We start from the raw sequence: 25,191 nt of genomic DNA, 5'->3' as shown, positions 1-25,191 counted from the left end.
TGGCGCGAACGCCTCTACCGATCCGCGCCGGCCATGATATGGCGGGCCGATGAGCGTCAAGACCGCATCGCCCAGACTGGCCGCGCCGACCGCCGCCGAGGCCGCTACGCCCGACTTCGTCGTCATCGACGTCGAGACCGCCTGCGCGCGGGTCAGCAGCATCTGCCAGGTCGGGATCGTCGGCTTCCGCGACGGGCGGGAGGTGTTCGCCTATGAAACGCTGGTCGACCCGCGCGACGAATTCTCGCCGTTCAACGTCCGCATCCACGGCATCTGCGCCGACCATATCATGAACCAGCCCTGCTTCGCCGACATCCATCCGGTGATCGACGGGCATCTCGCCGGCCGGATCACCGTCGCCCATTCGGCGTTCGACAAGGGCGCGCTCGCCGCCGCCTGCCGGGTCCACGACCGGCCGCCGATCGAGACGCGCTGGCTCGACAGCGTGCGCGTCGCCAAGCGCGCCTGGCCCGAGCTCAAGAGCCACCGGCTCGGCGAGCTCGCCCGTTTCCTGGGGCTGCGCCACAAACATCATGACGCGCTCAGCGATGCCCGCGCCGCCGGCATGGTGATCGTGCGGGCGAGCGAGCACAGCGGCATCGACCTCGCCGGCTGGCTGAACCCGCCCAAGGCCGCCAAGCCGCCCCCGCCCCAACCCGCCGCCGACGGCCCGCTCAAGGGCGAACGCGTCGCCGTCATCGCCGCGGCGCGCGGCGGTGAGCTGGCGGAGCTGCTGGCCCAGGCCGGCGCGCGGCTGGTGTCGTCGGTGGGACAGACCACGACGATGCTGGTCGTCGGCCGGGATCAGCCGTTCGGCAAGTTCGTCCATCTGAGCCCAGCCTATCGCCGGGCCGAGGAGTTGCGCGAAGCCGGCCGGCCGATCGCGATCCTGACCGAGGACGAACTGCGGGAGCGGATCTAGCCGACGAAGGCCATCCCGATGATCGACCCCGCCGTGAAACGCCGCGCACATTGCCAATATCGCGGTAATCCCGGTAGGTTGCGGGTTGCTGGCAAGGGGATCGCAGGATGGTGTCGTGGACTTGAGCCCCCTCCCGCTCGGCAGCGTCGTCGGCGCCTTCCTGCTCGCCTTCCCCGCGCTGTTCTCGATCGTCAATCCGGTCGGCGCGGCGCTGATCTTCAACGAGGTGACGATCGGGCGATCGGGGCCGGAACGCCGGCGCATGGCCGGCAAGGTCGCCACCTACTCCGCGCTCGTGCTGCTCGCGTCATTGTGGCTCGGCGGCTATGTGCTGAACTTCTTCGGGATCAGCCTGGGGGCGCTCAGGATCGCAGGGGGCCTGGTCGTCGCCATTCGCGCCTGGGGCCTGCTGATGCAACCCGCCGTGCACGAGGAGCGCAAGGCGACGGTCGCGGCGCCCGTGCAGGAATCGGATGACGAGGTCGCCTTCTTCCCACTGACGATGCCGCTCACCACCGGCCCGGGGACGATCGCGGTGACGATCGCATTGTCGTCCCAGCGACCGTCGACCGGCCTCGGCACCCTGTCCTTCTTCGGGGGCATGAGCCTGGCCGCCGCCTGCGTCGCGCTGCTGATCTGGCTCTGCTTCCGCTGGTCGGATCGCGTCGTCACGCTGCTGGGTCCCGGCGGCGCCCGGGTGATGTCGCGCCTGGTCGCCTTCCTGCTGCTGTGCGTCGGCGTGCAGATCATGATCACCGGCATAACCGGGGTCGCCGAAACCCTGGTGCGGAGCGCCGGCCGATAGCGGATTGAACCCGCCCGCCTCCAGCTCGTTACCCCCGCATGGCCCGTATCGCACATCTCTCCGACATCCATTTCGGCGCCAACGATCCCAGGATCGTCGCCGCGACCGAGGCATGGCTGCAGGACCGCCAGCCCGACCTGGTGATCATCAGCGGCGACTTCACCCAGCGCGCGCGGATCGACCAGTTCAAGGCGGCGGCGGCGTGGATCGGCCGGTTGCGCGCGCGCGGCTTTACGCTGCTGATGGTGCCCGGCAACCACGACATCCCGCTCTACGACGTGGTGACCCGCTTCACGACCCCGCTCCAGCGCTATCGCCGCTATATCAGCAAGGAGCTGTGTCCCTGGTTCGAGAATGACGAGGTCGCGGTGCTCGGGCTCAACACCGCGCGGTCGCTGACGATCAAGGACGGGCGGATCAACCATGACCAGATCGCGCTGATGCATCAGCGCTTCGCCACGGTGCCGGCGTCGAAGACCCGGATCCTGGTCACCCATCACCCGCTGTTCGCGATGCCGATCGGCAAGGGCAGCGAGCTGACCGAGGCGGTCGGCCATCATGACGATGCGGTCCAGGCGGCGTGCGAGGCGCGTGTGCACATCGCGCTCGCCGGCCATTTCCACCGCACCTACGCCGAATCCGCGCGCAAGATGGTCGAGAAGGCCGGATCGGCGCTGGTGATCCAGGCCGGCACCGCGACCTCGACCCGGCTGCGCAACGCCGAGCCGCAAAGCTTCAACTGGTTCCACACCAACGGATCGAACGACATCGAGCTGCAGGTGATCGTCTGGGACGGCGCCGCCTTCCAGCGCGGCAACCATGTCCGCTATCGCTTCGACGGCGCCGACTGGAGCCGTGAGAATATCGCTGATGCGAGTCCGCTGGCGCTGAGGGTCGCGTGAACCGGGCACCAGTTGTCACGGCACATAAACAAGGGTCGGACAGGGAGAGCGATCTTTGAGATATCACATGATGGGTGGTATCTTGGAGCATATGCCGAAGGATGGTTCTCGACACGGACATCATCGTGACCGCGCCGAGGAACGGGTTCGGCGACGGCAGCGCGTCATGAGCAAGGCATCCTATCCGCTCAGGCTCCCGGCATCGGTCAAGGACGCCGCTGCCCGGCTCGCCAAGGAAGACGGCGTTTCGCTGAACCAGTGGATCGCGGTCGCCATCGCGCAAAAGATCGGCGTGGTCGAAACCGCAGCCGATTTCCTTGCGCGCCGCGCCGGCCAGGCGCAGCCCGGCGATATGCTGTCGTTCCTCGACGGAGCGAAACTGGAGACGCCGCCGGCCGGCGACGAAGCCTGATCGCGAGCGCACGACCGATGGCCGCTGGAGCATGTTCTGATCAGATTGATCAGGACATGCTCCAAATTGTCTTTGTTTTCCGCATTTCCCGAACCGTCAGGTGATTCCACCTGACTTGAAAATGCTCTAAAGGCGGTCGCCGCCCGCGGCGATAGTTCAGGCCGCCGCGCGGTAGGTCGCGGTTGCCCGGGCCTCGGCCTGCCCGCCGAGCTTGAACTGGGCGACCTCGCCGGCCAGCACGCTCGCCTCCGAGGCGAGGCCGCGGGCGGCGGCGGTGGCCTGTTCGACCATCGCGGCGTTGCGCTGGGTGGTGTTGTCCATGTCGCCGACCGCGCTGTTGACCTGCTGGAGTCCCGAGGCCTGCTGGTTGGCCGAGCGCGCGAGCGACGAGACCAGCCCGCTGATCTCCTCCATCCGCTCGACGAAGCGGCCGAGCGCCTGGCCGGTCTGGAGCACCAGCGCGACGCCGATGTCGACCTGTTTCGAGCTGCCGGTGACGCGTTCCTTGACGTCCTTGGCGGCGTCGGCCGAGCGCTGGGCGAGCGCGCGGACCTCGGACGCGACCACCGCGAAGCCGAGCCCGGCATCGCCGGCGCGCGCGGCCTCGACCCCGGCGTTGAGCGCGAGCAAATTGGTCTGGAAGGCGATGCCGTCGATCACGCTGACGATCTCGCTGATCTCGCGCGAGGAGCGTTCGATCGCCTCCATCGCCTCGACCGCCTCGCGCACGATCCGGCCCGATTCCTCGACATCGGCGCGCGCGGTGGCGACGACCGTGTCCGCGCGGCCGGCATTGGACGCGGCCTGGCGGACGGTGCTGGTGATCTCGTCCATCGCGGCGGCGGTCTCCTCGAGCGACGCCGCCTGCTGTTCGGTGCGCTGCGACAGGTCGTCGGACGCCTCGCGGATGTCGGCGGCGCCGCCGTCGATATTGTGCGCGGCCTCGGCGACCCGCTTGAGCACCATATGGATCGCGTTCAGCGCCTGGTTGAAGTCGGCCTTGAGCGCCTCGTAACTCGTCGGGAAGGCCTGGTTCAGCCGGTGGGTGAGATCGCCCTGCGACAGCGCTTTCAGCCCGCCGCCGATCGCATCGACCACCAGCGCCTGCTCGCGCGCGATGCTCTCGCGGATCTCCGCGGCATCGCGTTCCATCTTCGCGGCGGCCTCGCGGCTGCGCGCCTGCGCCTTGATCATCGATTCGAGCTGGAGCACGACCTGGATCAGCACCCCGGCTTCGACCAGCACGATCACCGCATGCATCACCACCCGGACGATGTCGGCGCCGTCGGGGAACACCCAGGCCGGCAGCAGCAGATTGGCGCCGAGATGGTGGACCGCGGTGACGAGGGTGCCGGCGACGATCGGCCGCCAGTCGCACAAGGCGGCGAGCGTCGCGAGGATCGCGAAGAACAGCATATGGATGTCGATCTGCCAGTTGGCGCCCTGCCACTGGAACAGCAGCACCGCCGGATAGAGCGGCAAGGTGACCCCGAGCATCAACCGGGTGGCGGTGTCGTTGCGCCCGCCGAGCACCAGCGCGGTCGGCAGCGCCGCGAGCAGCAGCGCGATCAGCAGCGCGTTCCAGCCCTCGGCCGAGCGCAGGCAGCCGACCCCGATGATCGCGGTACAGATCCAGATCACCCCGATCAGCGCGAAGGCGCCACGGCGCCGCAATCGGGCAAGATCCACCAGCTCGGACACTCGAACACTCCCTGACGACACGCATGGCCTCGCGGCGGAGCATAGTCGGCGGGGGTTAAACAATCGTTCTTCGGGCGGATCGAACCTGCCCTTACTCGTCATCCCGGACTTGATCCGGGATCTCGCTTCTTCTTTGGCCGCGAAAGGCAGAGAGATTCCGGGTCGAGCCCGGAATGACGAAGGAGCGACTACGCCGCCAGAGCGACTTCGGGGATGTCGACCGGCACGACCAGCGGGTCGCCGATCGCGCCGAGATCGACCTGGCCGCTGCGTTCGAGCTTGCCCCAGCCGACCCGCGGCCCGCCGAGGGCGGCGAACAGCGCACGCACCACCACCGCGTAGAGAAGCTGGCGATAGCCGAAGCGCTGCATCAGCAGCCGCAGCGCCGGGAAGCCGGTCTCGCGCGGATCGAGCCGGTAGGCGATCCAGCCGCAGGCGATGTCGATCGCCGCGAAGGCGCACCAGAAGCCGAGCATCGCCGCGAGATCGCCCTGCATCGCCACCAGGCCATGGTTGAACAGCCTGAGCATGGTGCCGGCGAGGCTGGCGACGAGCGCGAGATCGATCAGCGGCGAGACCAAAGCGAAGCCGATCTGGAACAGCCAGGCCTGCGGCATGCCGAAGCGGGCGAGCCCGCGCGGGCGGCCGGTCAGCAGCGCGCCGCGATGCTTCCACAGGCATTGCAGCGTGCCGAACGCCCAGCGATAGCGCTGCTTGAACAGCGCGGCGAAGCTGTCGGGTGCCTCGGTCCAGGCGACCGCATCGATGTCGCAGGCGACCCGCCAGCCGGCGCGCTGGATCGCGATCGTCAGGTCCTGGTCCTCGGCGAGGGTATCGGCCGGATAGCCGCCAACCATATCGAGCGCGGTGCGGCGCCACGCCCCGACCGCCCCCGGCACCACCGTGATCGCGTCGAGCGCCGCAAGCGCACGCCGTTCGAGATTCTGGGCGGTGACATATTCGACCGCCTGCCAGCGGGTGACGAGATTGACCTGGTTGCCGATCTTGGCGTTGCCGGCGACCGCGCCGATCGCGGGATCGGCGAACCAGCGGGTCAGCCGGGCGATGGTGTCGGGTTCGAACTGGGTGTCGGCGTCGAGCGCGATGACGATGTCGCCCTTCGCGATCCGCAGCCCCTGGTTGAGCGCGCGCGCCTTGCCGCCATTGGCGAGGGTGAGCAAAGTCACCCGCGGATCGATGCCGAAGGCGCGCGACACGATCGCCGAGGTGTCGTCGGCGGAGCCGTCGTCGATGACGATCACCTCGATCCGCGGGCCGGTGCTCGCGAGGATGCGGCGGACCGAGGTCTCGATCACCCGCGCCTCGTTGAACGCCGGGATCAGCACCGACACGAAGCCCGGCACCAGATGCGGCGCGGGCGTCGGCGCGGACGCACGGCGCGCTTCGATGCAGGCGAGCAAGGTGAGGATCAGCGACCGGGCGATGCCGACCGCGAGCGCCGCGACGAACAACAGCGCGAGCAGATGCGCGCCGCCCGACAGGCCGTGGAACAGGGTGTTGGTCCCGCCCGCGGTGACCTTCTGCGTGCCGGCGAGCGGCGGCATCACCTGGTCGCGGTCGAGCCCGGCGAGCCGCGACACGGTGACCAGATCATAGCCGCGCGCCCGCAGCGCGCGGATCAGGCGCGGCAGCGCCGCCACCGTGGCGCTGCGATCGCCGCCCGAATCGTGGAGCAGCACGATCCGCCGCATATGGTCGCTGGTGCCCGATTCGACCTGGGCGAGCGTCCGCGCGACGATCGCGTCGGCGGTGGTGTCGGTCCAGTCGCGCGGATCGACGTTGAGCCCGACCGACAAATAGCCCATCGCCGCCGCGACCCGCGCCGCGCGCAGTTCCTGCGGAGTGTTCGGCTCGGCATCGCCGAGATAGGGCGCGCGAAACAGCCGCATCGAGCGGCCGGTATAGCTTTCGACCAGCCGCTGGGTGATGTTGAGCTCGAGCCGGATCGCGCTTTCGGGCATGCGATCGAGATCGGGATGGGTGGTCGAATGGTTGCCGAGCTCGGACCCCTCGTCGACGATCCGGCGCAGCAGCTCGCGCTCGCCCAGCGCATTGGCGCCGGTGACGAAGAAGGTCGCGGGCGCGCGCTCGTGGCGCAATATATCGAGGATGCGCGGGGTCCAGCGCGGATCGGGGCCGTCGTCGAAGGTCAGCGCGACCGATCGCCGCCGGGTGCCGGCGCGCTGGACGAGATTGTCGGTCGGCAGCGCATGATAGGCGGCGGCGCGGATCAGCCCATCGGCGGCGGGCACGGCGTCGCGCCGGCCGGGTTCTGCAGGGCGCGCCAGCCGCAGCACCTCGCCCTGCCCGACCAGCCGGACCGCGCCGTCGGTCGGCAGCGCCGCGAGATCGGGAGCGGTCCCGGCGGGGGCGCCGAGCGCGGCCCAGAAACCGGGATCCTCGCTGCCCAGCCGCCACAGCGCGATGCCCGCGACCGACAGGCCGTGCGCGGCCTGGAGCTGGTTCCAGGCGCTGATCGCGTCCAGCGTCCAGACCTGGTGGCGGACGCCGCCGGTGACATAGGCGAAATGGCTGTTGCCGAGGCGCGGGTCGAAGACCGGCCGCACGCCGTTGGCCGCCGCGCGTTGCCAGGCGTCCTCGACGCCGAGCACCTCGGTCGCGCCGCCATCGGTCCCGGGGCGGCTCCAGTCATAGGCATAGTTGCCGATGCCGACGATCGCCTTGGCCGGCCCGACCGCGCGGACCGCGTCGGACACCGTCCTGACGAACCAGGGCTGCGAGGCGATCGGCCCGGCCGCGCCATCGGGCCAATGCTCGTCATAGGCCATCAGCATCACCCGGTCGGTGACCGCGGCATAAGCGGCGAGATCCCAGGCGCCATCGTCGACCGGCGCGGCGATCGTCAGCAGCAGCCCCTTGCGCGCGAGCCGGCCATGCGCCTCGGCGAGCAGGCGCCGATAGTCGCGATGCGCGCGGTCGGGCAGCGATTCGATGTCGAGCACGACCCCGGCCGCGCCCTCGGCGGCGATCGCGGCCTCGATCTGCGCGAGGAAGCGGCCGCGCGCGGCGCGATCGGCGAACAACCGCGCGCTGCCGGCGCCGTCCCATTGGCCGGCATCGTCGATATTCTGGACCATCAGCAGCAGCCGCGCGGGCTTGTCGGCGAGCACCGCGCGCAGATGCGGATCGGTCGCATAGCTCCAGCGATGATCGCGGCCATGGACGCGGGCGAGCCCGGCAGCGACGACATCGAGATCGCCGGCATGCGTCGCGAGCGAGCGGCGGCCGGCGGCGTCCCAGGGCATGTAGAAGCCGACCCGTTCGCCGGCGGCGCGCGCGGGCGCGGCAGTGCCAGCGACGGGCAGCCAGCCGGCCTGGCGGATCGCGGGCTGGGAGGTCGCGGACTGGAAAGTCGGCGGGGCGAGTTCGGCAAAGCCGGGCAAGGCGGGGGGCGCCCGCCGCTCCATCGTCATGATCGTCGCGGCGAGGATCGCGACCGCGCCGACCGCCAGCAGGATGGCGACGCCGATCGCGATCCGGACGCGCCGCGCCCGCCGTCCGGTCGGATCATGGAAAATCTGTCGGTCCACCGTGCGCCCCCCACTATCGTGCCGGGCGGCGCCTAGCCGAATATGGATAACGAAAGCTTATCTATGATCGTGATGGTGTCGGCGCTTCCTCAATCAGGTGCTCACGTGCAGCACGGGCCTAGGGCGGATCCAGGCCGGTTTAGCCACTAGAGCATGTCCTGATCAGATTGATCAGGACATGCTCTAAATTGTCTTTGTTTTCCGCATTTTCCGAGCCGTCAGGTGATTCCACCTGACTTGAAAATGCTCTAATCGCGCGAGATCTCCGCGACACGCCACGCCGCGGCCAACTCAAGGATGCGGCCGATCACGCGATCATAGAGCCTGGGCGGGATGAAACCGTAGGCGAACCGATCTTTGCTTCCGGGCACGGGCCGAATGTCATAGCCTGGCCAGTCGAACTGGTTGACCTCATCCAGCACGATCCAGGAGCGGTCGTCGTCGAGGCCGAGCGCCTGTTTGACGCGGGGTGGTAGCTCGATTGCCTCGCCCCCCTTCGTTGGATGCGTGTGCGTGATGGGTGCGACCGTTACGCGTGGAGCACCCTTCCCGGACCTTTGCACCGCCAGAACGATGACGCTTGGACGGACCTTGCGGCCTTCCTCCTGTCCCTTGCGATGCTCGTGCCGCCACAGATAGGCATAAGGGATTACCAGGCCCGGTTCCGGGTCGGGAAGCGACAAGGGCTCAATCCATCAGCGCGTCGAGGTGATCGTGGCGAGCATCCATCCGCGATGCCGCCAGCGCCCTCAACGTCTCGCCGTCCAGTTCCTCGACCGCCAGAGCACTGGAAGCGGCCGCCTTGAGGCGCTGATATTCGTCATAGTCGCGTGCCGACACGAAATAGCCAGTAATCCGGTTATGCGTTACCACGGCGACCGGTTCACGCTGTGCTTCCTCGCGGTACCGACCAAAATTGCGGGCGAACTCCGTCGCAGCCACCTGAGTCATTGCGCCCTCCTCGGCATTTACGAGAGAAATACACAAAATACGCGTTTTTCGCAATCTCTGTGCGCGGTTATCGCCATAGCCCCTTTTACGGCAATCATGGTGGATCCGATCCAGTTCTCTCCGCTCCCATCCGGAAGCGACGCGTCGGCGATATCTGCGCACCCGCCTCCATCGTTCGTCGACGAAGTCTTGACCCTATCCGGCCATGGTTCGAGGACGGATCATCATCCAATGCACCGGATCATGGGAGTCCCCCCGATGTCGACCGACGTGAAAACCCGCCTGCTCACCGAAGAGCTCAAGCCGCTGATCGGCACCCGCATCCTCAACAGCAAGGAAGAGCTGCTGAGCGGCGAGCTCGGCGACGAGATTCGTGAGCTCCTCCAGCAGCGCGGCATCCTCGTCTTCCCGAAGATCGACTTCGACGATGCCGAGCAGATCGCCTTCACCAAGACGCTCGGCACCTTCGCGCCGGAGGCGTCGGACGGCGAGAACATCACCAAGATCACCCTCGACACCAAGGCCAATCCGCATTCGGCCGAATATCTCAAGGGTTCGCTCTATTGGCATATCGACGGCACGATGAACCAGGTGCCGATCCTCGCCTCGCTGCTGTCATGCAAGGTGACCGCGACCTGGGGCGGCAACACCGGCTTCTGCAACACCTATGCCGCCTGGGACGAGTTGCCCGAGGAGCGCAAGGCCGAACTCGACGGGCTGCGCGCGGTCCATGGCGTGTGGCCGACGGTGTTCTATTATGACCCCGAGCCCAGCCTCGCCAAGATCAAGGGCATGCAGTCGGTCGGCGAGAACGAGCTGCCGCTGATCTGGACTCACAAGTCGGGCCGCAAGTCGCTGGTGATCGGCTGCACCACCCAGCGCATCCTCGGCGTATCGCCGATGGAAAGCGCGCAGATCATCGTGGGCCTGCGCGAATGGGCGACCAGCGAGCAGTTCAGCTACAGCCATGAATGGTCGGTCGGCGACCTGGTGATGTGGGACAATACCGGCACGATGCACCGCGCCGAGGCCTATGATCCCAATTGCAACCGGATGATGCATCGGACCAAGCTGAAGGGCGAAGAGCCGTTCGAGTGAATTTCTGAGATCCTCCCCAGCTTTGCTGGGGAGGTGGCGCCAAAGGCGACGGAGGGGTGATGCAGAACATCGACGACTGCGCTGCCTCAAAGGCCGAAGCCCCCTCCACCGCTCTACGAGCGGTCCCCCTCCCCAAAGCTGCGCTTTAGGGAGGATTGAGTTTGATCCGCGTCGGCGAGGCCGAAATCCGCCCCGTGCTCGAAATGGCGCTGACCGGGCGGCCGATCGGCTGGCTGGGGGCCGCCCCCGAGCTGATCGACGCGCATCGCGACTGGCTCGCGCCGCACTTCCTCGAGGAAGGCGACAGCTGGAGCCTGAATTTCCAGAGCTGGATCGTCCGGGTCGACGGCAAGATCCTCGTCGTCGATCCCTGCACCGGCAATGGCCGGCCGCATCCGCTGCCGCCGTTCGACGATCTCGATCTGCCGTTCATCGAGCGTTTCGAGGCGACCGGGGTGCGCCCCGAGCAGGTCGATCTGGTATTCTGCACGCATATGCACCACGACCATTGCGGCTGGAACACGCGGCTGCGCGGCGGGCGCTGGGTGCCGACCTTTCCCAATGCGCGCTATATCTTCATGCGGCGCGAATATGAGCGCTGGGACCCGAGCGGTGCCGGTTATCGCGCGGTCGACTATAATGACGGGGTCTATGAGCGCAGCATCCGGCCGGTGGTCGAGGCGGGCCTCGCCGATCTCGCCCTCGACGACCACCGCCTGTCCGCAAGCCTGCGGATCGCCGCCGCGCCCGGCCATACGCTGGGCCATGCGATCCTCCACCTCGTCTCGGGCGACGAGCCCGCGGTGTTCAGCGGCGACAGCTTCCATCACCCGCTCCAGATGATCGACCCGACGATCCAGTTCGGCGACTGCGACGATGTGGCCCTGGCGATCGCGACGCGGCGGCGGCTGGCGGCGTTCGCGCTGGAGCAGGAGGCGCTGCTGATCCCCGCGCATCTGCCATTTCCCCATGCGGGGCGGCTGCGACGGCGCGACGGGCGAACGGTGTTCGAGGCGCTGGGCTGACGCAGCCACTGCGGCGAGGCGGCTAAAAGTGCACTGTCACCGAATTGTGCCGGCTAATTCGGTGACAGTGCACTTTTAGCGCGCACCGCGGTGCCGCTCCGCAACTTCCCAGCCGGGCGGAGGTTGGGTATCGATACCAGGTCGTTCGGGAGGAAAATGTGCTGATCGTTCATCATCTCGGGCTGTCGCAGTCGGAGCGCATCGTCTGGCTGTGCGAGGAACTCGGGCTCGATTACACGCTCAAACGCTATGACCGGCGCGCCGACACCCGGCTGGCGCCCGACGCGTACAAGGCGCTGCATCCGATGGGGATCGCGCCGGTGATCACCGACGGCGATCTGGTGCTCGGCGAAAGTGCGGCGATCTGCGATTATATCAATGTCCGCCATGGCGGCGGCCGGCTGGCCCCTGCCCCGGCCGATCCCGACTTCGCCGACCATCTCTTCTGGTTCCACTGGTCGAACGCGACCTATATGGCGACCAAGATGATGGGCCTGGCGCTGACGCTGGCCGGCAGCGGCCCGGCCGCGGTGCCGTTCGTGCAGGACCGTTTGACCCGCAGCGACGAACTGGTCGAGCGCCGCCTCGCCGAGGCGACCTTCTTCAGCGGCCGCGAGATCGGCCTCGCCGACATCATGATGGTCTACACGCTGACCACCTCGCGCGCCTTTGCGCGCACCTCGCTGGCGCATATGCCCAACACCCTCGCCTATCTCCAGCGGATCGGGGCGCGGCCCGCTTATGCCCGGGCGATGGCCAAGGCCGAACCGGGCATGGAACCGATGCTGGCCTGAACCGCGATCGTCACGCGCATCCGGAACCACCCGGCCGATCGCCGGTTCTGTGCACCGGACGCGGCCCGCGCACGGATACCGGGGGCGGCCTGCGACCGATAGGAGCGTCCCGTCCCGCCTTCTGGGGCAAGGCGGGACGCTTTCTCCTTCACTCGTTCGCCTTGCCGATCAGCGCGAGCATCGTCGCGAGCCACGCCGCGCGCGCATCATCGCCCATCCGCCGCGCATCCTCGAGCTGGCGCGCGACCACCGCACAGGCCTCGTCCGACCCATAATCGGCGATCAGATCGGCTGCCTCGCGCCGCGGATCGTCGGCTTTCGGGCGGGCGACGGGCCTGGCGCCCGCAAAGCCGGTGGGGTCGAAGCCGGCCTGGTCTTCGCGCAGTTCGGGTGCGGGCGGCGCGTCGCTCGCGACCATCCATCGCGGCGGTTCAGGCGTGCGTCCAAGCTGGCCACGCGCCGGCATCTTCATCGATTTCATCATAGGCCCATGAGGTGAGGAGCGCGCAGAACGCGAGCGATCGACGCACGTTCCGCACTGCAGCAAAATTGATCGCGGCCTACGCTAAAAGTGCACTGTCACCGAATTAGGCGCGCGCGGCGAGGGCCGGGTCGGCCTCGAAGCGATATTTGTCGAAATAGATCGACGAAATCTGCCCCGAGCGGAGGCGGAACTCGCCCTCGAGCAGGGCGACGGCGGTAACGGCCTTCGGCAGCGCGGGATCGATCATGGCCGGTCGATGGCATAGATCGACGGCGGCTTCCAGATATAGGGATGCAGCGGCGCGCCATGGACCGTTTCCCCGTCACAGGCATTGAAGCGCGATGACCGCAGACATCGCCTTCGTCGGGGCCGGGCCGACGACCATCTACACGCTCCACGCGCTCATCAACGCCGCGACGCTGCCGTTCGCGCTGACGATCTTCGAGGAACAGGCGAGCGCGGGGCGCGGAACGCCCTATCGGCCGGGGTGGAACGATCCGGCGATGCTGTCGAACATCGCCAGCATCGAAATCCCGCCGCTCGAGGAGAGCCTGGTCGACTGGCTGCGGGCGCAGCCGGCGGCGCGGCTGGTCGCGCTCGGGATCGATCCCGACGATATCGGCGAGCGGACCTTCTATCCGCGCCTCGCGCTCGGCGATTATCTCCAGGACCAGTTCGAGGCGCTGATGGCGCGCGCCCGGCGCCAGGGGATCGAGGTCGCGATCCGCACCCGCTGCCGGGTGCTCGACGCGGTGAGCACGGCCGCGGGCATGATCCTGACGGTGCGTCCACGCCATGGCGCCGCCTATGAGCAGCGTTTCGACCATGTCGTGCTCGCGACCGGGCATCAATGGCCGGCCGAGCCCGAGGTGCGGCCCGGCTATTTCCTCAGCCCCTGGCCGGCATCGGCGCTGGCGGCGATCCCGGCGTGCAAGGTCGGCATCCGCGGCAGCTCGCTGAGCGCGATCGACGCGGCGGTCGCGCTCGCGGTCAGCCATGGGGAGTTCGTCGACGATGCCGAACATAGCGTGCGCTATGTCCCCGCCCCCGAAACGCAAGCGTTCGGCATGACGATGATCTCGCGAAAAGGGCTGCTGCCCGAGGCCGATTTCTTCCATCCGGTCCCCTATGAGCCGCTGTCGATCTGCACCCCCGAGGCGATCGAGGCGATCGCGACCGGCCCCGACGACGACCGGCTCGACCAGGCCTTCGCGCTGTTCAAGCGGGAACTGACCGCGATCGACCCCGATTATGCCGCGTCGATCGGGCTGGAGACGCTCGCGCTCGAGGATTTTTGCGAAGGCTATTTCGCCGACCGGGCGGCGGCCGATCCGTTCGCCTGGGCCGAGGCCAACCTCGCCGAGGCCAAGCGCAACGAGGCGGCCGGGGTGACGGTGCCGTGGCGCTATGCGATCCTGCGGATGCACGAGGTGATGGCGCTGCTGATCCCCGCGCTGGAGCAGGAGGATTTCCAGCGCTTCTCGCGTTACTTCAAGCCGGTGTTCGTCGACGATTATGCGACCGTCCCGCATGAATCGATCGAGCGGATGCTCGCGCTCCACCGCGCCGGCAAGCTCGACATCCTGGCGGTCGGCGAGGATTATAGGATCGACAGCCATCGCCCCGAGGGCGGCGCGGTGCTCGTCCTCGGCCAGGAGCGGCTGCCGTTCGCGGCGTTCGTCGAGGCGACCGGCCAGCGGCCGCTGTCGGCGAAGGACTTCCCCTTCCCCTCGCTGCTCGCGCAGGGGATCGTCCGCGACGCCAGCAGCGACGGGCCCAGCGCCGACCCGTCGAAGGCATCGCGCGGGATCGTCATCGACGACCAGTTCCACCCGGTCGCCGACGACATCCCGGCCGACCAGCTGTTCTGCCTGAGCCTGCCCTTCATCATGGGCCGGCATCCGTTCATCCAGGGGATCACCAGCTCGCACGAGATGGGGCTGGTGGTCGGCGGCGAACTGGCGGCGGCGATCGCGCGCGACGAAGTCGACACCATCGAAGAGGCGGCGGCCCGATGAAGCTGTTCGCGATCTATATCGGCGGCGAACATCCCGGCGCCAATATCGAGGTGCACGACATGCGCTTCGTCGTCGCTCCGTCGATCGCCGACACCCATGCCGAGCTCAGGCGGCAATGGTGGGGCAAGCCCGGCAGCCTGCATATCGACTGCTGGGCGGCGATCGACCATGCCGACGGCTATGACGTCGACCTGCGCGGGGAGCCGTTCGACGGGCCCGAACGGCTCTATTATGTCAATCTCGGCGGTTATGACCGCAGCGACTTTTCCGAACGGCACCGCAATGTCTTCGTCGTCGCCCCCACCCTCGCCGCGGCGAAGACCCGCGCGATCAGGACCGCCAAGGGCTGGGACGCGCTCCACCGCGACGACATGTACGAGGCCGAGCAGGCATTCGCGCTCGACGACAGCGTCGGCGCGCGGCTCCATATCCACCTGACCCCAAGCGCGCTGACCCGGCCGATCGCCTTTTCGTGCGATTATACCCCGATCCGCGGGACGCGCTGAGCGCGGTTCCACCACCGCAGGGTGTCTCGACTTCGCTCGACACGAACGGGTGGCTATTTGAAGTCCCGCTGTGAATCGGTGGAACTTTGGCGCGCGCTGCCGATTATAGGCGCGCGGTGCGTCATATGGTCGTCGTGCCGAAGGGGGCGAGCATGACGATCCTGGAGCATGGTCCGCAGGTGTTGCCGATGGGTGCACCGGCCGAGGAGTCGGGCGGCGGACTGTCCGATGTCGACCTGCTGCACCGGATCAGCGTCGCGCTGATCAACGAGCAGGATCGCCACGAACTCTACGGCAAGATCGTCGATGCCGCGGTCGAGATCACCGGTTCGCAGTTCGGCACGATGCAGCTTCTCTGCCCGGCGGGCGATCCGTCGGGACATGGCGGCGAGTTGCAGCTTCTGGCGCAGCGCGGCCTGCCGCCCGCGGCAGTCGGCTTCTGGCAATGGGTCAGCCCCGCCGCCTATAGCAGCTGCACGCTGGCGCTGAAATTCGGCCAGAGGGCGATCGTTCCCGACTTCGAGCGATGGGACGAGATCGCGGACACGCCGGACCTGCAGGCGTTCCGCGACACCGGCATCCGATCGGCCCAGACCACGCCGCTGCTGGCCCGCAACGGCAAGCTGCTCGGGATGATCTCGACCCACTGGAGCACCCCGCACCAGCCGAGCGAGCGCGACCTGCGGATGCTCGACATCGTCGCGCGGCAGGCGGCCGACATCCTCGAGCGCACGATCGCCGAAGAAGCGCTGCGCAGGCTCAACGAGACGCTCGAGGTCCGCGTCGAGGAGCGCTCGCGCGAGCTGATGGCGTCCGAGGACCAGGTCCGCCAGCTGCAGAAGATGGAGGCGATCGGCCAGCTGACCGGCGGCGTCGCGCACGACTTCAACAATCTGCTGACGATCATCCGGTCGTCCGCCGAGCTGCTGGCGCGACGCGAGCTGCCGCGCGACAAGCAGAAGAAATATATCGACGCGATCGCCGAGACCGCCGACCGCGCCGCGAAGCTGACCAGCCAGCTGCTCGCCTTCGCCCGCCGCCAGGCGCTCAAGCCCGAGATATTCAACGCGGCGACGAAGGTCGGCAGCGTCGCGGAGATGCTGCGAACCGTCGTCGGATCGCGGGTCGATCTGGTCGTCGATGCGATATGCTCGTCCTGCTTCGTCGAGGTCGATGCGAGCCAGTTCGAAACCGCGCTCGTCAACATGGCGGTGAACGCGCGCGACGCGATGAACGGCGAAGGCCGGATCACCATCGCGATCGAGGCGGCGGGATCGGTGCCGGCGCGGCGCGGCCATGCCGCCGCGAAGGGCGATTTCGTGAAGGTCGCGGTGACCGACAGCGGATCGGGCATGCCGCCCGAACAGCTCGACCATATCTTCGAGCCCTTCTTCACGACCAAGGAGGTCGGCAAGGGCACCGGGCTGGGCCTGAGCCAGGTCTACGGCTTCACCAAGCAATCGGGCGGCGAGATCGATGTCGACAGCGCGCTGGGCGCGGGCACGACCTTCAGCCTCTATCTGCCCCGAACCTCGGCCCCGAACGCGGCCGACGCGATATCGGCGCCCGAGAAGGTCGCCACCACCGAGGCGAGCATCCTGATCGTCGAGGACAACGACCAGGTCGGCGAGTTCGCGTCGCACCTGCTCGCCGACCTGGGCTTCACCACCCGCCGCGCGACCAATGCGCGCGATGCCATCGCCATCCTCGAGCGCGAGCATCGCGAGATCGACATCGTCTTTTCGGACGTCATCATGCCAGGCATCGACGGCGTCGAGCTCGGCCGGCAGGTCCGCGCGCGCTGGCCCGAACTGACCGTGGTGCTGACGAGCGGCTACAGCCATGTCCTGGCCGACGACGCGCGGCACGGCTTCGCGCTGCTCCACAAACCTTATTCGGTCGACGAGTTGTCGCGGGTGCTGCGCGAGGCGGTGCAAGCAGACCGACCCTAGAGCATTTTCAAGTCAGGTGGAATCACCTGACGGCTCGGAAAATGCGGAAAACAAAGACAATTTAGAGCATGTCCTGATCAATCTGATCAGGACATGCTCTAGGTCAGGCTTCGTCGCGGCGCCGCGACCGGCGAGCCGTCAGATGATTCCGCCTGCCCCGGAAAAGCTCACCACGGCACATCGTCGCCGGGCGCACCGCTGAACCAGCGGCCCTCGATTTCGATCTGTGCCGCCGCCTCGTCCGCCTCGCGGTCGGCGAGATGCCCTTCGACATCCTCGGGCGTGACCAGCACCGCCCCGTCTTCCTCGATCGCGCCGTCGATCACCTTGGCGTGGATGATCGGCGCGAGAATCGGCCAGCGCATGTCGACCAGCAGTTCGGCCGGGAGCCGGTCATGCCCCGCCAGCAAGGCCAGCACCTCGCCGCTGATCGTCACCGCATAGGCCCCGGCGATATGCCGGGTCACATTCTCGATATACATGGCATTCGTCCCATCTGCATCGACCTGAATAGAACATATAGAGAACATCGGAGTCAACGCCTCTTGCCGATCGTCGATCGGCGCAGAGCCTCCTTACCCGGCCAATCGGGACCGCCGTGCCGGCCGACGGGTGGTTGCCATCAGAGAATGGGTGGAAAATCCGCCATTCCATGATAGCAATGGCTGCCGGTACCCGCTCCGCCGCTCATGAGAACGATTCGCATGACGGCGATTTTGTAACATGTTGTTGCCGGCGGCGGAAAATCACCCGCGATGCGGACCCAAGGGCGTTCCGTGCAGTTGTACACGGTTGTTGCGATATATTCTCAGTGAAGTCGCGTGCCAGAATATATCGTCCGAGACCGCGAGGACCGCATGCCCGGCAAACGCCATGTCTTCATCGTCGATGGCCAAAGCCATCTGTCGCATCGGTTCGCCCCGAGCCTGGGCGATGCCGGCTTCCTGCCGCGAACCTTCGCCGATGCGTGCGGTTTTCTCGAGTGGCGCGACAGCCTCGGCGCGGGTTGCGTGCTGCTCGGGCTGGGACGGTCGGACATATCGGGCCTCGCCGTGCTCGAAACGCTGGCGAGCCGTGACAGCCTCATGCGCACGGTGGTCATCGCCAGCGACGGCGACGTCGGCACCGCCGTCCGCGCGATGAAGCTCGGCGCGGTCGACTATGTCGAGATGCCGGTCGCGCCGGCGCGGATCGTGGCGATCCTCGGCCAGGTGTTCGCGGCGCTGGAGGCCCATGACCGGATCGTCAGGCAGCGCCAGAATGCGCGCCGCCGGCTCGCCGGCCTGACGCCGCGCGAGCAGGAGGTGCTGGCCGGGCTGGCGACGGGCCGGTCGAACAAGCTGCTCGCCTATGAGCTGGGGCTCAGCCCGCGCACCGTCGAGATGCATCGCACCCGGATGATGGACCGGCTCGAGGCGAAGTCGCTGCCCGATGCGCTGCGGATGGCGTTCGAGGCGGGACTGTTCGTGACGGGCGATGCCCGCGGGCCCTGGTGACGGGCCGGCCTGTCGCCCGCTGCGATGTTCATGACGAGCCGATCGGGCGACGGAATCGGGCGGCTGCTGCGCGAACATGGCGCCGGGGCTGCGATATCTGACGGATTTCCAACGCTCCGGCGATAAATGAACATCGACGCTACGATATCGGTGCGGATCGGGACACCCGACGGCGTCCGATATTAACGCAGACAAGTCGTCGCACGACCGGTCCGGGGCAGGTCGGAAAAAGGCCGCGAACAGGCGACGATCCCGCGGACCCGACGCCGCCGAAATCCAGATAAAACGGGGCCGTTCGCGTCTCCGCGACGTGATCGGAAAGACCATGCCCGGCGGGTGTCTCTGCGCGTCAAAAAGCGTGCGGTTGTCGTCCGGATATGATCTTCGGCGCTTCATATTGCTGCCCCGTTTCGCGGATTTCCGCCATTTTCCTTATAGGGAAGACTTGCGCGCGGCGCGGTTCGCGTTAGGCAGACGCCAATAGATGAGAATGTCTCACCCGCAAAAATGCGGGTTCCAGGGAGGATATATGACTGCTCGCTTCGGACGTGCCCTGCTTTGCCTGACGACCACTTTGGCCGCCGGTTGGGCTGCCCCGGTTTTTGCCCAGGCCGCCCCGGCGCCGCAGGCCGCACCGCAGGCCACCGACGACAATGCCGCCGAGATCATCGTCACCGCCCGCCGGTCCGAAGAGCGGCTGCAGGACGTGCCGATCTCGATCACGGTGTTCAACCAGGCGCAGATCGACAACCGCAACGTCGTGTCGGGCACCGACCTGGCGACCTATACGCCGTCGCTGACCTCGAACGCGCGCTATGGTTCGGAGAACGCCTCGTTCGCGATCCGCGGCTTCACCCAGGAACTGCGCACCACCGCGTCGGTCGCGGTCTATTTCGCCGATGTCGTGGCGCCGCGCGCCGGCAATAGCGGGCTTCCCGCCGGCGATGGCGTCGGCCCCGGCAGCTTCTTCGACCTGCAGAACGTCCAGGTGCTCAAGGGCCCGCAGGGCACGCTGTTCGGCCGCAACACCACCGGCGGCGCGATCCTGCTGGTCCCCAAGAAGCCGACCAGCGAGCTCGAAGGCTATATCGAAGGCACCTACGGCAATTACGACCAGAAGCGCCTGCAGGGGGTGATCAACGTCCCGCTGGGCGACCAGGCGCGCGCGCGGTTCGGCGTCGACCGGATGAAGCGCGACGGCTATCTGAACAACATCTCGGGCATCGGCCCCGACAAGTTCGGCAATCTCGATTATCTGGCGGTGCGCGGCAGCATCGTCATCGACCTGCTGCCCGACCTCGAAACCTATACGATCGCGTCGTACAACAATTCGGACACCAACGGCCCGATCGCCAAGCTGACCCGGTGCATCCCCGGATTCCCGTTCGGCACGCTCGCCTGCAACCAGATCGCCCGCGCTTCCGGCGAGGGTTTCTACACGGTCGACAATCTCGAACCGAACCCGCGCAGCCTGTCGAAGACCTGGCAGGTGATCAACACCACCACCTTCAAGGCGAGCGACGCGCTGACGATCAAGAACATCGCCAGCTATTCGGAGCAGCGCAACATCATCCGCGCCGAGCTGTTCGGCACCCGCTACGTCATCCCGACCAGCTTCGGCCCGATCCCCAACACCGGCGCGCTCGCCGGCACCCAGCTGACCTTCGCCAATTCGATCAATGCCGCGAACCGGCTGTCGAACAAGCAGGCGAACTTCACCGAGGAGCTGCAGTTCCAGGGCAATGCGCTCGACGGCAAGCTGACCTGGCAGGCCGGCGGCTATTATGAGAAGAGCACGCCGCTGGCCTTCACCGGCTCGCAGTCGCCGCTGCTGCTGAGCTGCACCAACGCCCAGGCGTTCCAGTGCGTCGACGCGATCGGCACGCTGATCGGCCGTCCCGGCACCGGCAGCATCAACTTCGCGATCGGCAAGACCACCTTCACCAACAAGGCCGCCTATGCCCAGGCGACCTACGACCTGCTCGACAATCTGAAGTTCACCGGCGGCATCCGCTATACCTGGGACAAGACCGACCAGGTGTCGCAGTCGGTGACCTACCGCTTCTTCACCCCGAACGTGCCGAGCGGCTTCTGCACGCTGACCGGCCTGCCGACCACCAGCCCCGGCCTGTGCGAGATCAACCTGACCCAGAAATCGGACGCACCGACCTGGCTCGCCGGGCTCGATTACAATCCGATCAGCGACGTGCTGGTCTACGGCAAATATGTCCGCGGCTATCGCCAGGGCGCGACCAATTTCGGCGCGCCGGCGGGCTTCAACATCTTCGGGCCGGAAAAGGTCGACACCTATGAGGTCGGCGTCAAGACCAGCTTCAAGGGCGCGATCCGCGGCACGTTCAACGTGTCGGCCTTCTACAACGACTTTTCGAACCAGCAGCTGGCGATCGGCCTGATCAGCAGCACCAACGCCGCGACCCCGACCCAGGCGATCGTCAACGCCGGCACCTCGCGGATCCAGGGGATCGAGGTCGACTCGTCGATCACCCCGCTGCCGGGCCTGACCCTCGACGGCAGCTATGCCTATCTCGACACCAAGCTGAAGCAGCTCGCGGTGCCGGCGGCGGTGGCGCCGTACGACATCTTCCAGTTCTCGGCGGTCGCCGGATCGCGGCTGGGCTTCACCCCCACCCACAAATATACCGGCACGGTGACCTATCGCCTGCCGCTGCCGGCGAGCATCGGCACGATCTCGCTGTCGGGCACCTACACCTATACCAGCAGCATCCTGATCGTCAGCGCGCCCGGCGGCACGCTGCCGTCGAACGAGCTGGTCAACCTGAACATCAACTGGAAGGGTGTCGGCGGATCGCCGATCGACGCCACCTTCTTCGCCACCAACGTGACGAAGGAGAAATATTATGCCGGCATCAACGACCAGTCGCGCACCGGCTTCGTCTCGCAGACGGTCGCCGAACCGCGCATCTACGGCGCGCGCCTGCGCTATAATTTCTGATCGACGATCGGGACGAAAAAGGGGGCGGCGTCCGCGGACGCCGCCCCCTTTTTGGTTCGTGCTTTTAGCCCTGCTATATCAGCTACGCGCCCCACGCAGCGTGCCCAGCACGCCGAGCGCGGCCACGCCGAGCAGCATCGCGCTGGTCCACGGACGCTCCTTCGCAAAGCCCTTGGCCTTTTCGGCCAGCGGCGCATCGCCCGAAAAATGGGTCCGGAACGCGTCGGTGAGCGCGGTCTTGCCGTTCGAAACGGGCGTTGCGGTCGTGTCGGTCATGGAACTTCTCCGTCTGGACGCGGGATCGCGCCTGTTCGGCCGGTCAACGCCCAGGTGGCAATAAGGTGCCCTGATACGCGATCGCGAAGATGCTCACGCATCCTCGATGGATATGGCCGGGCGCCACACAGGCCAATATCGCGAAGACGATCTACATTCACGATATTTGACCAGTCCGCTGGCGAAGACCCCATCGCCGAGATCATATTCGCGTCATCTGGCCGATATTGTCATTCTCATGTATCTATTCATCGGCAAGGTCGATTCAGCGCTGCATCGAGGTCGACATGGTGCCCGGGTCTGACATAGCAGCGGGGGAATGACGGATGACCGATGCCATCGACTATAGCATCCCGATCAGCGTAACGCTGCTGCCCGTCTGGCCCGGTCCGGCATCCGACGAGCCGACCGGCATCCTCGTCGTCACCCCTCCCCCGCCGCTCCCCCCTACCCCGCCGATCCCGACCGCCGACATCACCCTGACGTACAGCGGCGGCGCCGCCAGCACGATCATCGCGACGATGGACGATGTCTCGGTGATCGAGGGGACCCAGGGCACCGGCCCGGGCAAGGCGATCTTCACCGTCCATCTGTCGGCGCCATCGGCGACGCCGGTGACATTCGCTTATGCCACCGCCAACGGCACCGCGGTCAGCTTCCCCGACTATGCCGCGACCAGTGGAACGCTGACGATCCCGGCAGGGGCGACCAGCGGCACGATCCAGGTCCAGATCGTCGGCGATACGCTCTACGAATATGACGAGCGCTTCACGATGACGTTGAGTTCACCGGTCGGCGCCGGCTTCGCGGGGAATGCGAACAGCCTTTCGGCGACCGCGACGATCGTCGACGACGACCTGCCCCGCGGGCCGATCCTGACGGTCGGCGATATCGTCGTCTCCGAAGGCGACAGCGGCACCACCCAGGCCGTCTTCACGATCAGCCTGTCGCAGCCTGCCGCCGGCGCGGTGACGGTGCGTTATGCGACAGGACCCGGCACGGCCACCGCCGGTACGGACTATGGCACGGTCGACGCCACGCTGACCATCGCGGCCGGCGCGACGAGCGCCACCGTTTCGGTGCCCGTCTTCGGCGACATCATCGGGGAGGGAAATGAAGACTTCGTTCTTTACCTGATCAATCCTGTCGGTGCGTCCTTCACCGGCGGTGAGACCGGGATCCATGCGACGGCGACGATCAGCAACGACGAGATCACCGGCGACGCGCAGGACAATGTCATCACCGGCACCGGCGCGTCCGAGGGGCTGTATGGCGGCGACGGCGACGACGTCATCTCCGGCGGCGGCGGCAACGACATGCTGGGCGGCAACGGCGGCGACGATCGTCTCCATGGCGGCGAGGGCGACGACATATTGATCGCTGGCGATACCTATGACGCGGGCTACTACGACGTCCTTTTCGGCGGGCCCGGCGACGATCGGTTGATCGGCAGCGGGCGAGGCACCACCACCGCCTCCTACGAAGACGCGCCCGGCGCCGTGAAAGTGTCGCTGGGGATCGTCGGCGTCCAGCACACCGGCGGCGGCGGCAACGACACGCTTTCGGGCATCTCCGCCCTGATCGGATCGAGCTACGGCGACAGGCTGACCGGTAACGGCGGTTCCAACACCCTGCGCGGCATGGGCGGCAACGACGTCATCGACGGCGGCGACGGCGACGACCAGATCGACGGCGGTACCGGCAGCGACATACTGACCGGCGGCAACGGCATCGATTATCTCAGCTATTCCGATGCCACCGGCGGGGTGACGGTATCGCTGGCGATCACGACGCTGCAGCAGACCGGCGGTGCCGGCAACGATATCGTCAGCGGCTTCGAACATCTGTCCGGTTCCTATTATGATGACCGGCTGACCGGCGACGCCGGCGACAACCAGATCAGCGGGTTCAGCGGCGACGACATATTGAGCGGCGGGCTCGGTACCAATTATCTGAGCGGCGGCATCGGTTTCGACATGGTCTCCTATGCCGGAGCCACCGCCGGGGTGAAGGCGTCGCTGGCGATCACCGGGATCCAGAACACCGGCGGCGCCGGCCGCGACCAGTTCGTCGACATCGACGCGCTCGAGGGATCGAATTTCGGCGACCAGTTGACCGGCAGCAGCCGCGACGATGTGCTCTATGGCCGCGGCGGCAACGACACGATCAACGGCGGCGACGGCAACGACCTGCTGGTGGGCGGCGCGGGCAGCGACAAGCTGACCGGCGGGCTGGGGATCGACACCGCCAGCTATGAGGATGTGACCGCCGCGGTCGCCGTCTCGCTGGCGATCCTGACGGTGCAGAACACCGCCGGCGGCGGCAACGATACGCTGGCCGGCGTCGAGAATCTGACCGGATCGGCCCATGACGACCGGCTGACCGGCGATGCCGGCGCGAACATGCTGGCGGGCGCCGCCGGCGATGACATCCTCATCGGCGGGCTCGGCGACGACAGGCTCGACGGCGGGCTGGGCAGCGATACCGCCAGCTATGCCGGCGCCGCCGCCGGAGTCCGGGTGTCGCTGGCGCTGGCCGGCGCGCAGGACACGGTCTCGGCGGGGCTCGACACGCTGACCGGCATCGAAAATCTGGCCGGATCGGCGTTCGCCGACACGCTCACCGGCGACGGCGCCAACAACAGCCTGTCCGGCGGCGACGGCGACGACATCCTCGTCGGCGGCCTCGGCAACAATGTCCTCAACGGCGGCGCCGGGTTCGATCTGGTGTCCTATGCCGCCGCCACCGGCGGGGTGCGCGCCTCGCTCGCGCTCACCACCTTGCAGACGACCAGCGGCGCCGGCCGCGACCGGCTGATCGGCATCGAGGGGCTCGAGGGATCGGCCTATGGCGACCTGCTCGACGGCGGCGACGGCGACGACATCATCTATGGCCGCGACGGCAACGACACGATCAAGGCCGGCGGCGGCGACGATATATTGATCGGCGATGCCGGCTTCGACAAGCTGACCGGCGGCACCGGCTTCGACCGGATGACCGGCGGCGCGCTCAGCGACCAGTTCATCTTCACCGCCGTCGCCGACAGCATCGTCGGCCATGGCGACATCATCACCGACTTCCACCATGGCGAGCGGGACAAGATCGACCTGGACGGAGTCTATGCGGGGACCTTCGCCTTCATCGGCGCGGGCGCGTTCACCGGCCATGCCGGCGAACTTCGGTATTCGCTGGCGGGTCCGGACATGCTGCTGAGCGGGGATATCGACGGCGACGGTCTCGCCGATTTCGAGATCAGCCTGCTCGGGGTCGGCACGATCACCGCGTCGGATTTCGTGCTGTAGA

The 25,191-nt window shown here is 67.2% G+C and carries 21 protein-coding genes; 13 read left to right on the top strand and 8 right to left on the bottom strand.

Going from position 1 to position 25,191, the window contains the following annotated elements:
- Positions 1-49: 49 nt before the first annotated feature.
- The 4 genes from AC1RM6_RS29335 (at position 50) to AC1RM6_RS29320 (ending at position 3,041) form a co-directional block, all read left to right on the top strand.
- A complete protein-coding gene (locus tag AC1RM6_RS29335) occupies positions 50-922 on the top strand; it encodes an exonuclease domain-containing protein (protein ID WP_493108018.1) in 873 nt (290 codons plus the stop codon).
- Positions 923-1,037: 115 nt separating this feature from the next.
- Positions 1,038-1,727 (top strand): MarC family protein, encoded by a 690-nt coding sequence (locus AC1RM6_RS29330; RefSeq protein ID WP_493108016.1) that lies wholly within the window; start codon positions 1,038-1,040, stop codon positions 1,725-1,727.
- A 38-nt stretch (positions 1,728-1,765) separates the two neighbouring features.
- A complete protein-coding gene (locus AC1RM6_RS29325) occupies positions 1,766-2,629 on the top strand; it encodes a metallophosphoesterase family protein (protein ID WP_493108014.1) in 864 nt (287 codons plus the stop codon).
- A 166-nt stretch (positions 2,630-2,795) separates the two neighbouring features.
- Positions 2,796-3,041, top strand: coding sequence for a toxin-antitoxin system HicB family antitoxin (locus AC1RM6_RS29320; RefSeq protein WP_493108012.1), 246 nt, complete (start codon positions 2,796-2,798; stop codon positions 3,039-3,041).
- 156 nt (positions 3,042-3,197) lie between these two features.
- On the opposite strand, the gene AC1RM6_RS29315 is transcribed toward AC1RM6_RS29320, so the two are convergent.
- The 4 genes from AC1RM6_RS29315 to AC1RM6_RS29300 all read right to left on the bottom strand — a co-directional run bounded on the left by AC1RM6_RS29315 (position 3,198) and on the right by AC1RM6_RS29300 (position 9,265).
- Positions 3,198-4,742, bottom strand: a complete 1,545-nt coding sequence (locus tag AC1RM6_RS29315; RefSeq protein WP_493108010.1) for a methyl-accepting chemotaxis protein — start codon at positions 4,740-4,742, stop codon at positions 3,198-3,200.
- 188 nt (positions 4,743-4,930) lie between these two features.
- The gene (locus AC1RM6_RS29310; protein ID WP_493108008.1) at positions 4,931-8,314 is read right to left on the bottom strand and encodes a trifunctional glycoside hydrolase family 18/polysaccharide deacetylase/glycosyltransferase family 2 protein; all 3,384 of its coding nucleotides are present in this window, start codon (positions 8,312-8,314) and stop codon (positions 4,931-4,933) included.
- Positions 8,315-8,562: 248 nt separating this feature from the next.
- Positions 8,563-8,997, bottom strand: coding sequence for a type II toxin-antitoxin system PemK/MazF family toxin (locus tag AC1RM6_RS29305; protein ID WP_493108006.1), 435 nt, complete (start codon positions 8,995-8,997; stop codon positions 8,563-8,565).
- A gap of 4 nt (positions 8,998-9,001) precedes the next feature.
- Positions 9,002-9,265, bottom strand: a complete 264-nt coding sequence (locus tag AC1RM6_RS29300; protein WP_493108004.1) for a type II toxin-antitoxin system Phd/YefM family antitoxin — start codon at positions 9,263-9,265, stop codon at positions 9,002-9,004.
- A gap of 258 nt (positions 9,266-9,523) precedes the next feature.
- Here AC1RM6_RS29300 and AC1RM6_RS29295 point away from each other — a divergent pair, with 258 nt between their 5' ends.
- From AC1RM6_RS29295 to AC1RM6_RS29285, 3 genes are all read left to right on the top strand, one after another.
- On the top strand, positions 9,524-10,363 hold the full coding sequence (locus AC1RM6_RS29295; RefSeq protein ID WP_493108002.1) for a TauD/TfdA dioxygenase family protein: 840 nt from the start codon (positions 9,524-9,526) through the stop codon (positions 10,361-10,363).
- A gap of 161 nt (positions 10,364-10,524) precedes the next feature.
- Positions 10,525-11,388, top strand: a complete 864-nt coding sequence (locus AC1RM6_RS29290; protein ID WP_493108000.1) for an MBL fold metallo-hydrolase — start codon at positions 10,525-10,527, stop codon at positions 11,386-11,388.
- A 158-nt stretch (positions 11,389-11,546) separates the two neighbouring features.
- Positions 11,547-12,182 carry a glutathione S-transferase family protein gene (locus tag AC1RM6_RS29285; RefSeq protein ID WP_493107998.1) on the top strand — a complete coding sequence of 212 codons (636 nt, stop codon included), beginning with the start codon at positions 11,547-11,549 and terminating at the stop codon, positions 12,180-12,182.
- A gap of 148 nt (positions 12,183-12,330) precedes the next feature.
- On the opposite strand, the gene AC1RM6_RS29280 is transcribed toward AC1RM6_RS29285, so the two are convergent.
- The gene (locus AC1RM6_RS29280) at positions 12,331-12,663 is read right to left on the bottom strand and encodes a hypothetical protein (RefSeq protein WP_493107996.1); all 333 of its coding nucleotides are present in this window, start codon (positions 12,661-12,663) and stop codon (positions 12,331-12,333) included.
- 106 nt (positions 12,664-12,769) lie between these two features.
- A complete protein-coding gene (locus tag AC1RM6_RS29275) occupies positions 12,770-12,913 on the bottom strand; it encodes a hypothetical protein (RefSeq protein ID WP_493107994.1) in 144 nt (47 codons plus the stop codon).
- 94 nt (positions 12,914-13,007) lie between these two features.
- Here AC1RM6_RS29275 and AC1RM6_RS29270 point away from each other — a divergent pair, with 94 nt between their 5' ends.
- The 3 genes from AC1RM6_RS29270 (at position 13,008) to AC1RM6_RS29260 (ending at position 17,142) form a co-directional block, all read left to right on the top strand.
- Positions 13,008-14,684: an FAD/NAD(P)-binding protein gene (locus tag AC1RM6_RS29270; RefSeq protein ID WP_493107992.1), complete on the top strand. Its 1,677-nt coding sequence runs from the start codon at positions 13,008-13,010 to the stop codon at positions 14,682-14,684.
- A complete protein-coding gene (locus tag AC1RM6_RS29265; protein ID WP_493107990.1) occupies positions 14,681-15,190 on the top strand; it encodes a DUF1543 domain-containing protein in 510 nt (169 codons plus the stop codon). Before AC1RM6_RS29270 ends, AC1RM6_RS29265 begins: the two co-directional genes overlap by 4 nt.
- A 152-nt stretch (positions 15,191-15,342) precedes the next feature.
- A complete protein-coding gene (locus AC1RM6_RS29260) occupies positions 15,343-17,142 on the top strand; it encodes an ATP-binding protein (protein WP_493107988.1) in 1,800 nt (599 codons plus the stop codon).
- A gap of 167 nt (positions 17,143-17,309) precedes the next feature.
- Here AC1RM6_RS29260 and AC1RM6_RS29255 read toward each other — a convergent pair whose 3' ends face one another.
- A complete protein-coding gene (locus tag AC1RM6_RS29255; protein WP_493107986.1) occupies positions 17,310-17,624 on the bottom strand; it encodes a hypothetical protein in 315 nt (104 codons plus the stop codon).
- Positions 17,625-17,999: 375 nt separating this feature from the next.
- On the opposite strand from AC1RM6_RS29255, the gene AC1RM6_RS29250 reads away from it, so the two are divergent.
- Positions 18,000-18,638: a response regulator transcription factor gene (locus AC1RM6_RS29250; RefSeq protein ID WP_493107984.1), complete on the top strand. Its 639-nt coding sequence runs from the start codon at positions 18,000-18,002 to the stop codon at positions 18,636-18,638.
- Between the two features lie 529 nt (positions 18,639-19,167).
- On the top strand, positions 19,168-21,612 hold the full coding sequence (locus tag AC1RM6_RS29245) for a TonB-dependent receptor (RefSeq protein WP_493107982.1): 2,445 nt from the start codon (positions 19,168-19,170) through the stop codon (positions 21,610-21,612).
- 78 nt (positions 21,613-21,690) lie between these two features.
- On the opposite strand, the gene AC1RM6_RS29240 is transcribed toward AC1RM6_RS29245, so the two are convergent.
- Positions 21,691-21,888: a hypothetical protein gene (locus AC1RM6_RS29240; RefSeq protein ID WP_493107980.1), complete on the bottom strand. Its 198-nt coding sequence runs from the start codon at positions 21,886-21,888 to the stop codon at positions 21,691-21,693.
- 326 nt (positions 21,889-22,214) lie between these two features.
- On the opposite strand from AC1RM6_RS29240, the gene AC1RM6_RS29235 reads away from it, so the two are divergent.
- Positions 22,215-25,190 (top strand): Calx-beta domain-containing protein, encoded by a 2,976-nt coding sequence (locus tag AC1RM6_RS29235; protein ID WP_493107978.1) that lies wholly within the window; start codon positions 22,215-22,217, stop codon positions 25,188-25,190.
- Position 25,191: the final 1 nt, after the last annotated feature.

It is taken from the genome of Rhizorhabdus sp. GW822-FHT03C02 (assembly GCF_058801765.1).
Note: the sequence above shows the minus strand (reverse complement) of the source record. Positions and strands in the feature narration are given on the sequence as shown.

Coding starts and splice junctions, on each gene's coding strand:
- AC1RM6_RS29335 (WP_493108018.1), top strand. CDS start 50: ATGAGCGTCAAGACCGCATCGCCCAGACTGGCCGCGCCGACCGCCGCC.
- AC1RM6_RS29325 (WP_493108014.1), top strand. CDS start 1,766: ATGGCCCGTATCGCACATCTCTCCGACATCCATTTCGGCGCCAACGAT.
- AC1RM6_RS29320 (WP_493108012.1), top strand. CDS start 2,796: ATGAGCAAGGCATCCTATCCGCTCAGGCTCCCGGCATCGGTCAAGGAC.
- AC1RM6_RS29300 (WP_493108004.1), bottom strand. CDS start 9,265: ATGACTCAGGTGGCTGCGACGGAGTTCGCCCGCAATTTTGGTCGGTAC.
- AC1RM6_RS29295 (WP_493108002.1), top strand. CDS start 9,524: ATGTCGACCGACGTGAAAACCCGCCTGCTCACCGAAGAGCTCAAGCCG.
- AC1RM6_RS29280 (WP_493107996.1), bottom strand. CDS start 12,663: ATGAAATCGATGAAGATGCCGGCGCGTGGCCAGCTTGGACGCACGCCT.
- AC1RM6_RS29275 (WP_493107994.1), bottom strand. CDS start 12,913: ATGATCGATCCCGCGCTGCCGAAGGCCGTTACCGCCGTCGCCCTGCTC.
- AC1RM6_RS29270 (WP_493107992.1), top strand. CDS start 13,008: ATGACCGCAGACATCGCCTTCGTCGGGGCCGGGCCGACGACCATCTAC.
- AC1RM6_RS29265 (WP_493107990.1), top strand. CDS start 14,681: ATGAAGCTGTTCGCGATCTATATCGGCGGCGAACATCCCGGCGCCAAT.
- AC1RM6_RS29260 (WP_493107988.1), top strand. CDS start 15,343: ATGACGATCCTGGAGCATGGTCCGCAGGTGTTGCCGATGGGTGCACCG.
- AC1RM6_RS29255 (WP_493107986.1), bottom strand. CDS start 17,624: ATGTATATCGAGAATGTGACCCGGCATATCGCCGGGGCCTATGCGGTG.
- AC1RM6_RS29250 (WP_493107984.1), top strand. CDS start 18,000: ATGCCCGGCAAACGCCATGTCTTCATCGTCGATGGCCAAAGCCATCTG.
- AC1RM6_RS29245 (WP_493107982.1), top strand. CDS start 19,168: ATGACTGCTCGCTTCGGACGTGCCCTGCTTTGCCTGACGACCACTTTG.
- AC1RM6_RS29240 (WP_493107980.1), bottom strand. CDS start 21,888: ATGACCGACACGACCGCAACGCCCGTTTCGAACGGCAAGACCGCGCTC.
- AC1RM6_RS29235 (WP_493107978.1), top strand. CDS start 22,215: ATGACCGATGCCATCGACTATAGCATCCCGATCAGCGTAACGCTGCTG.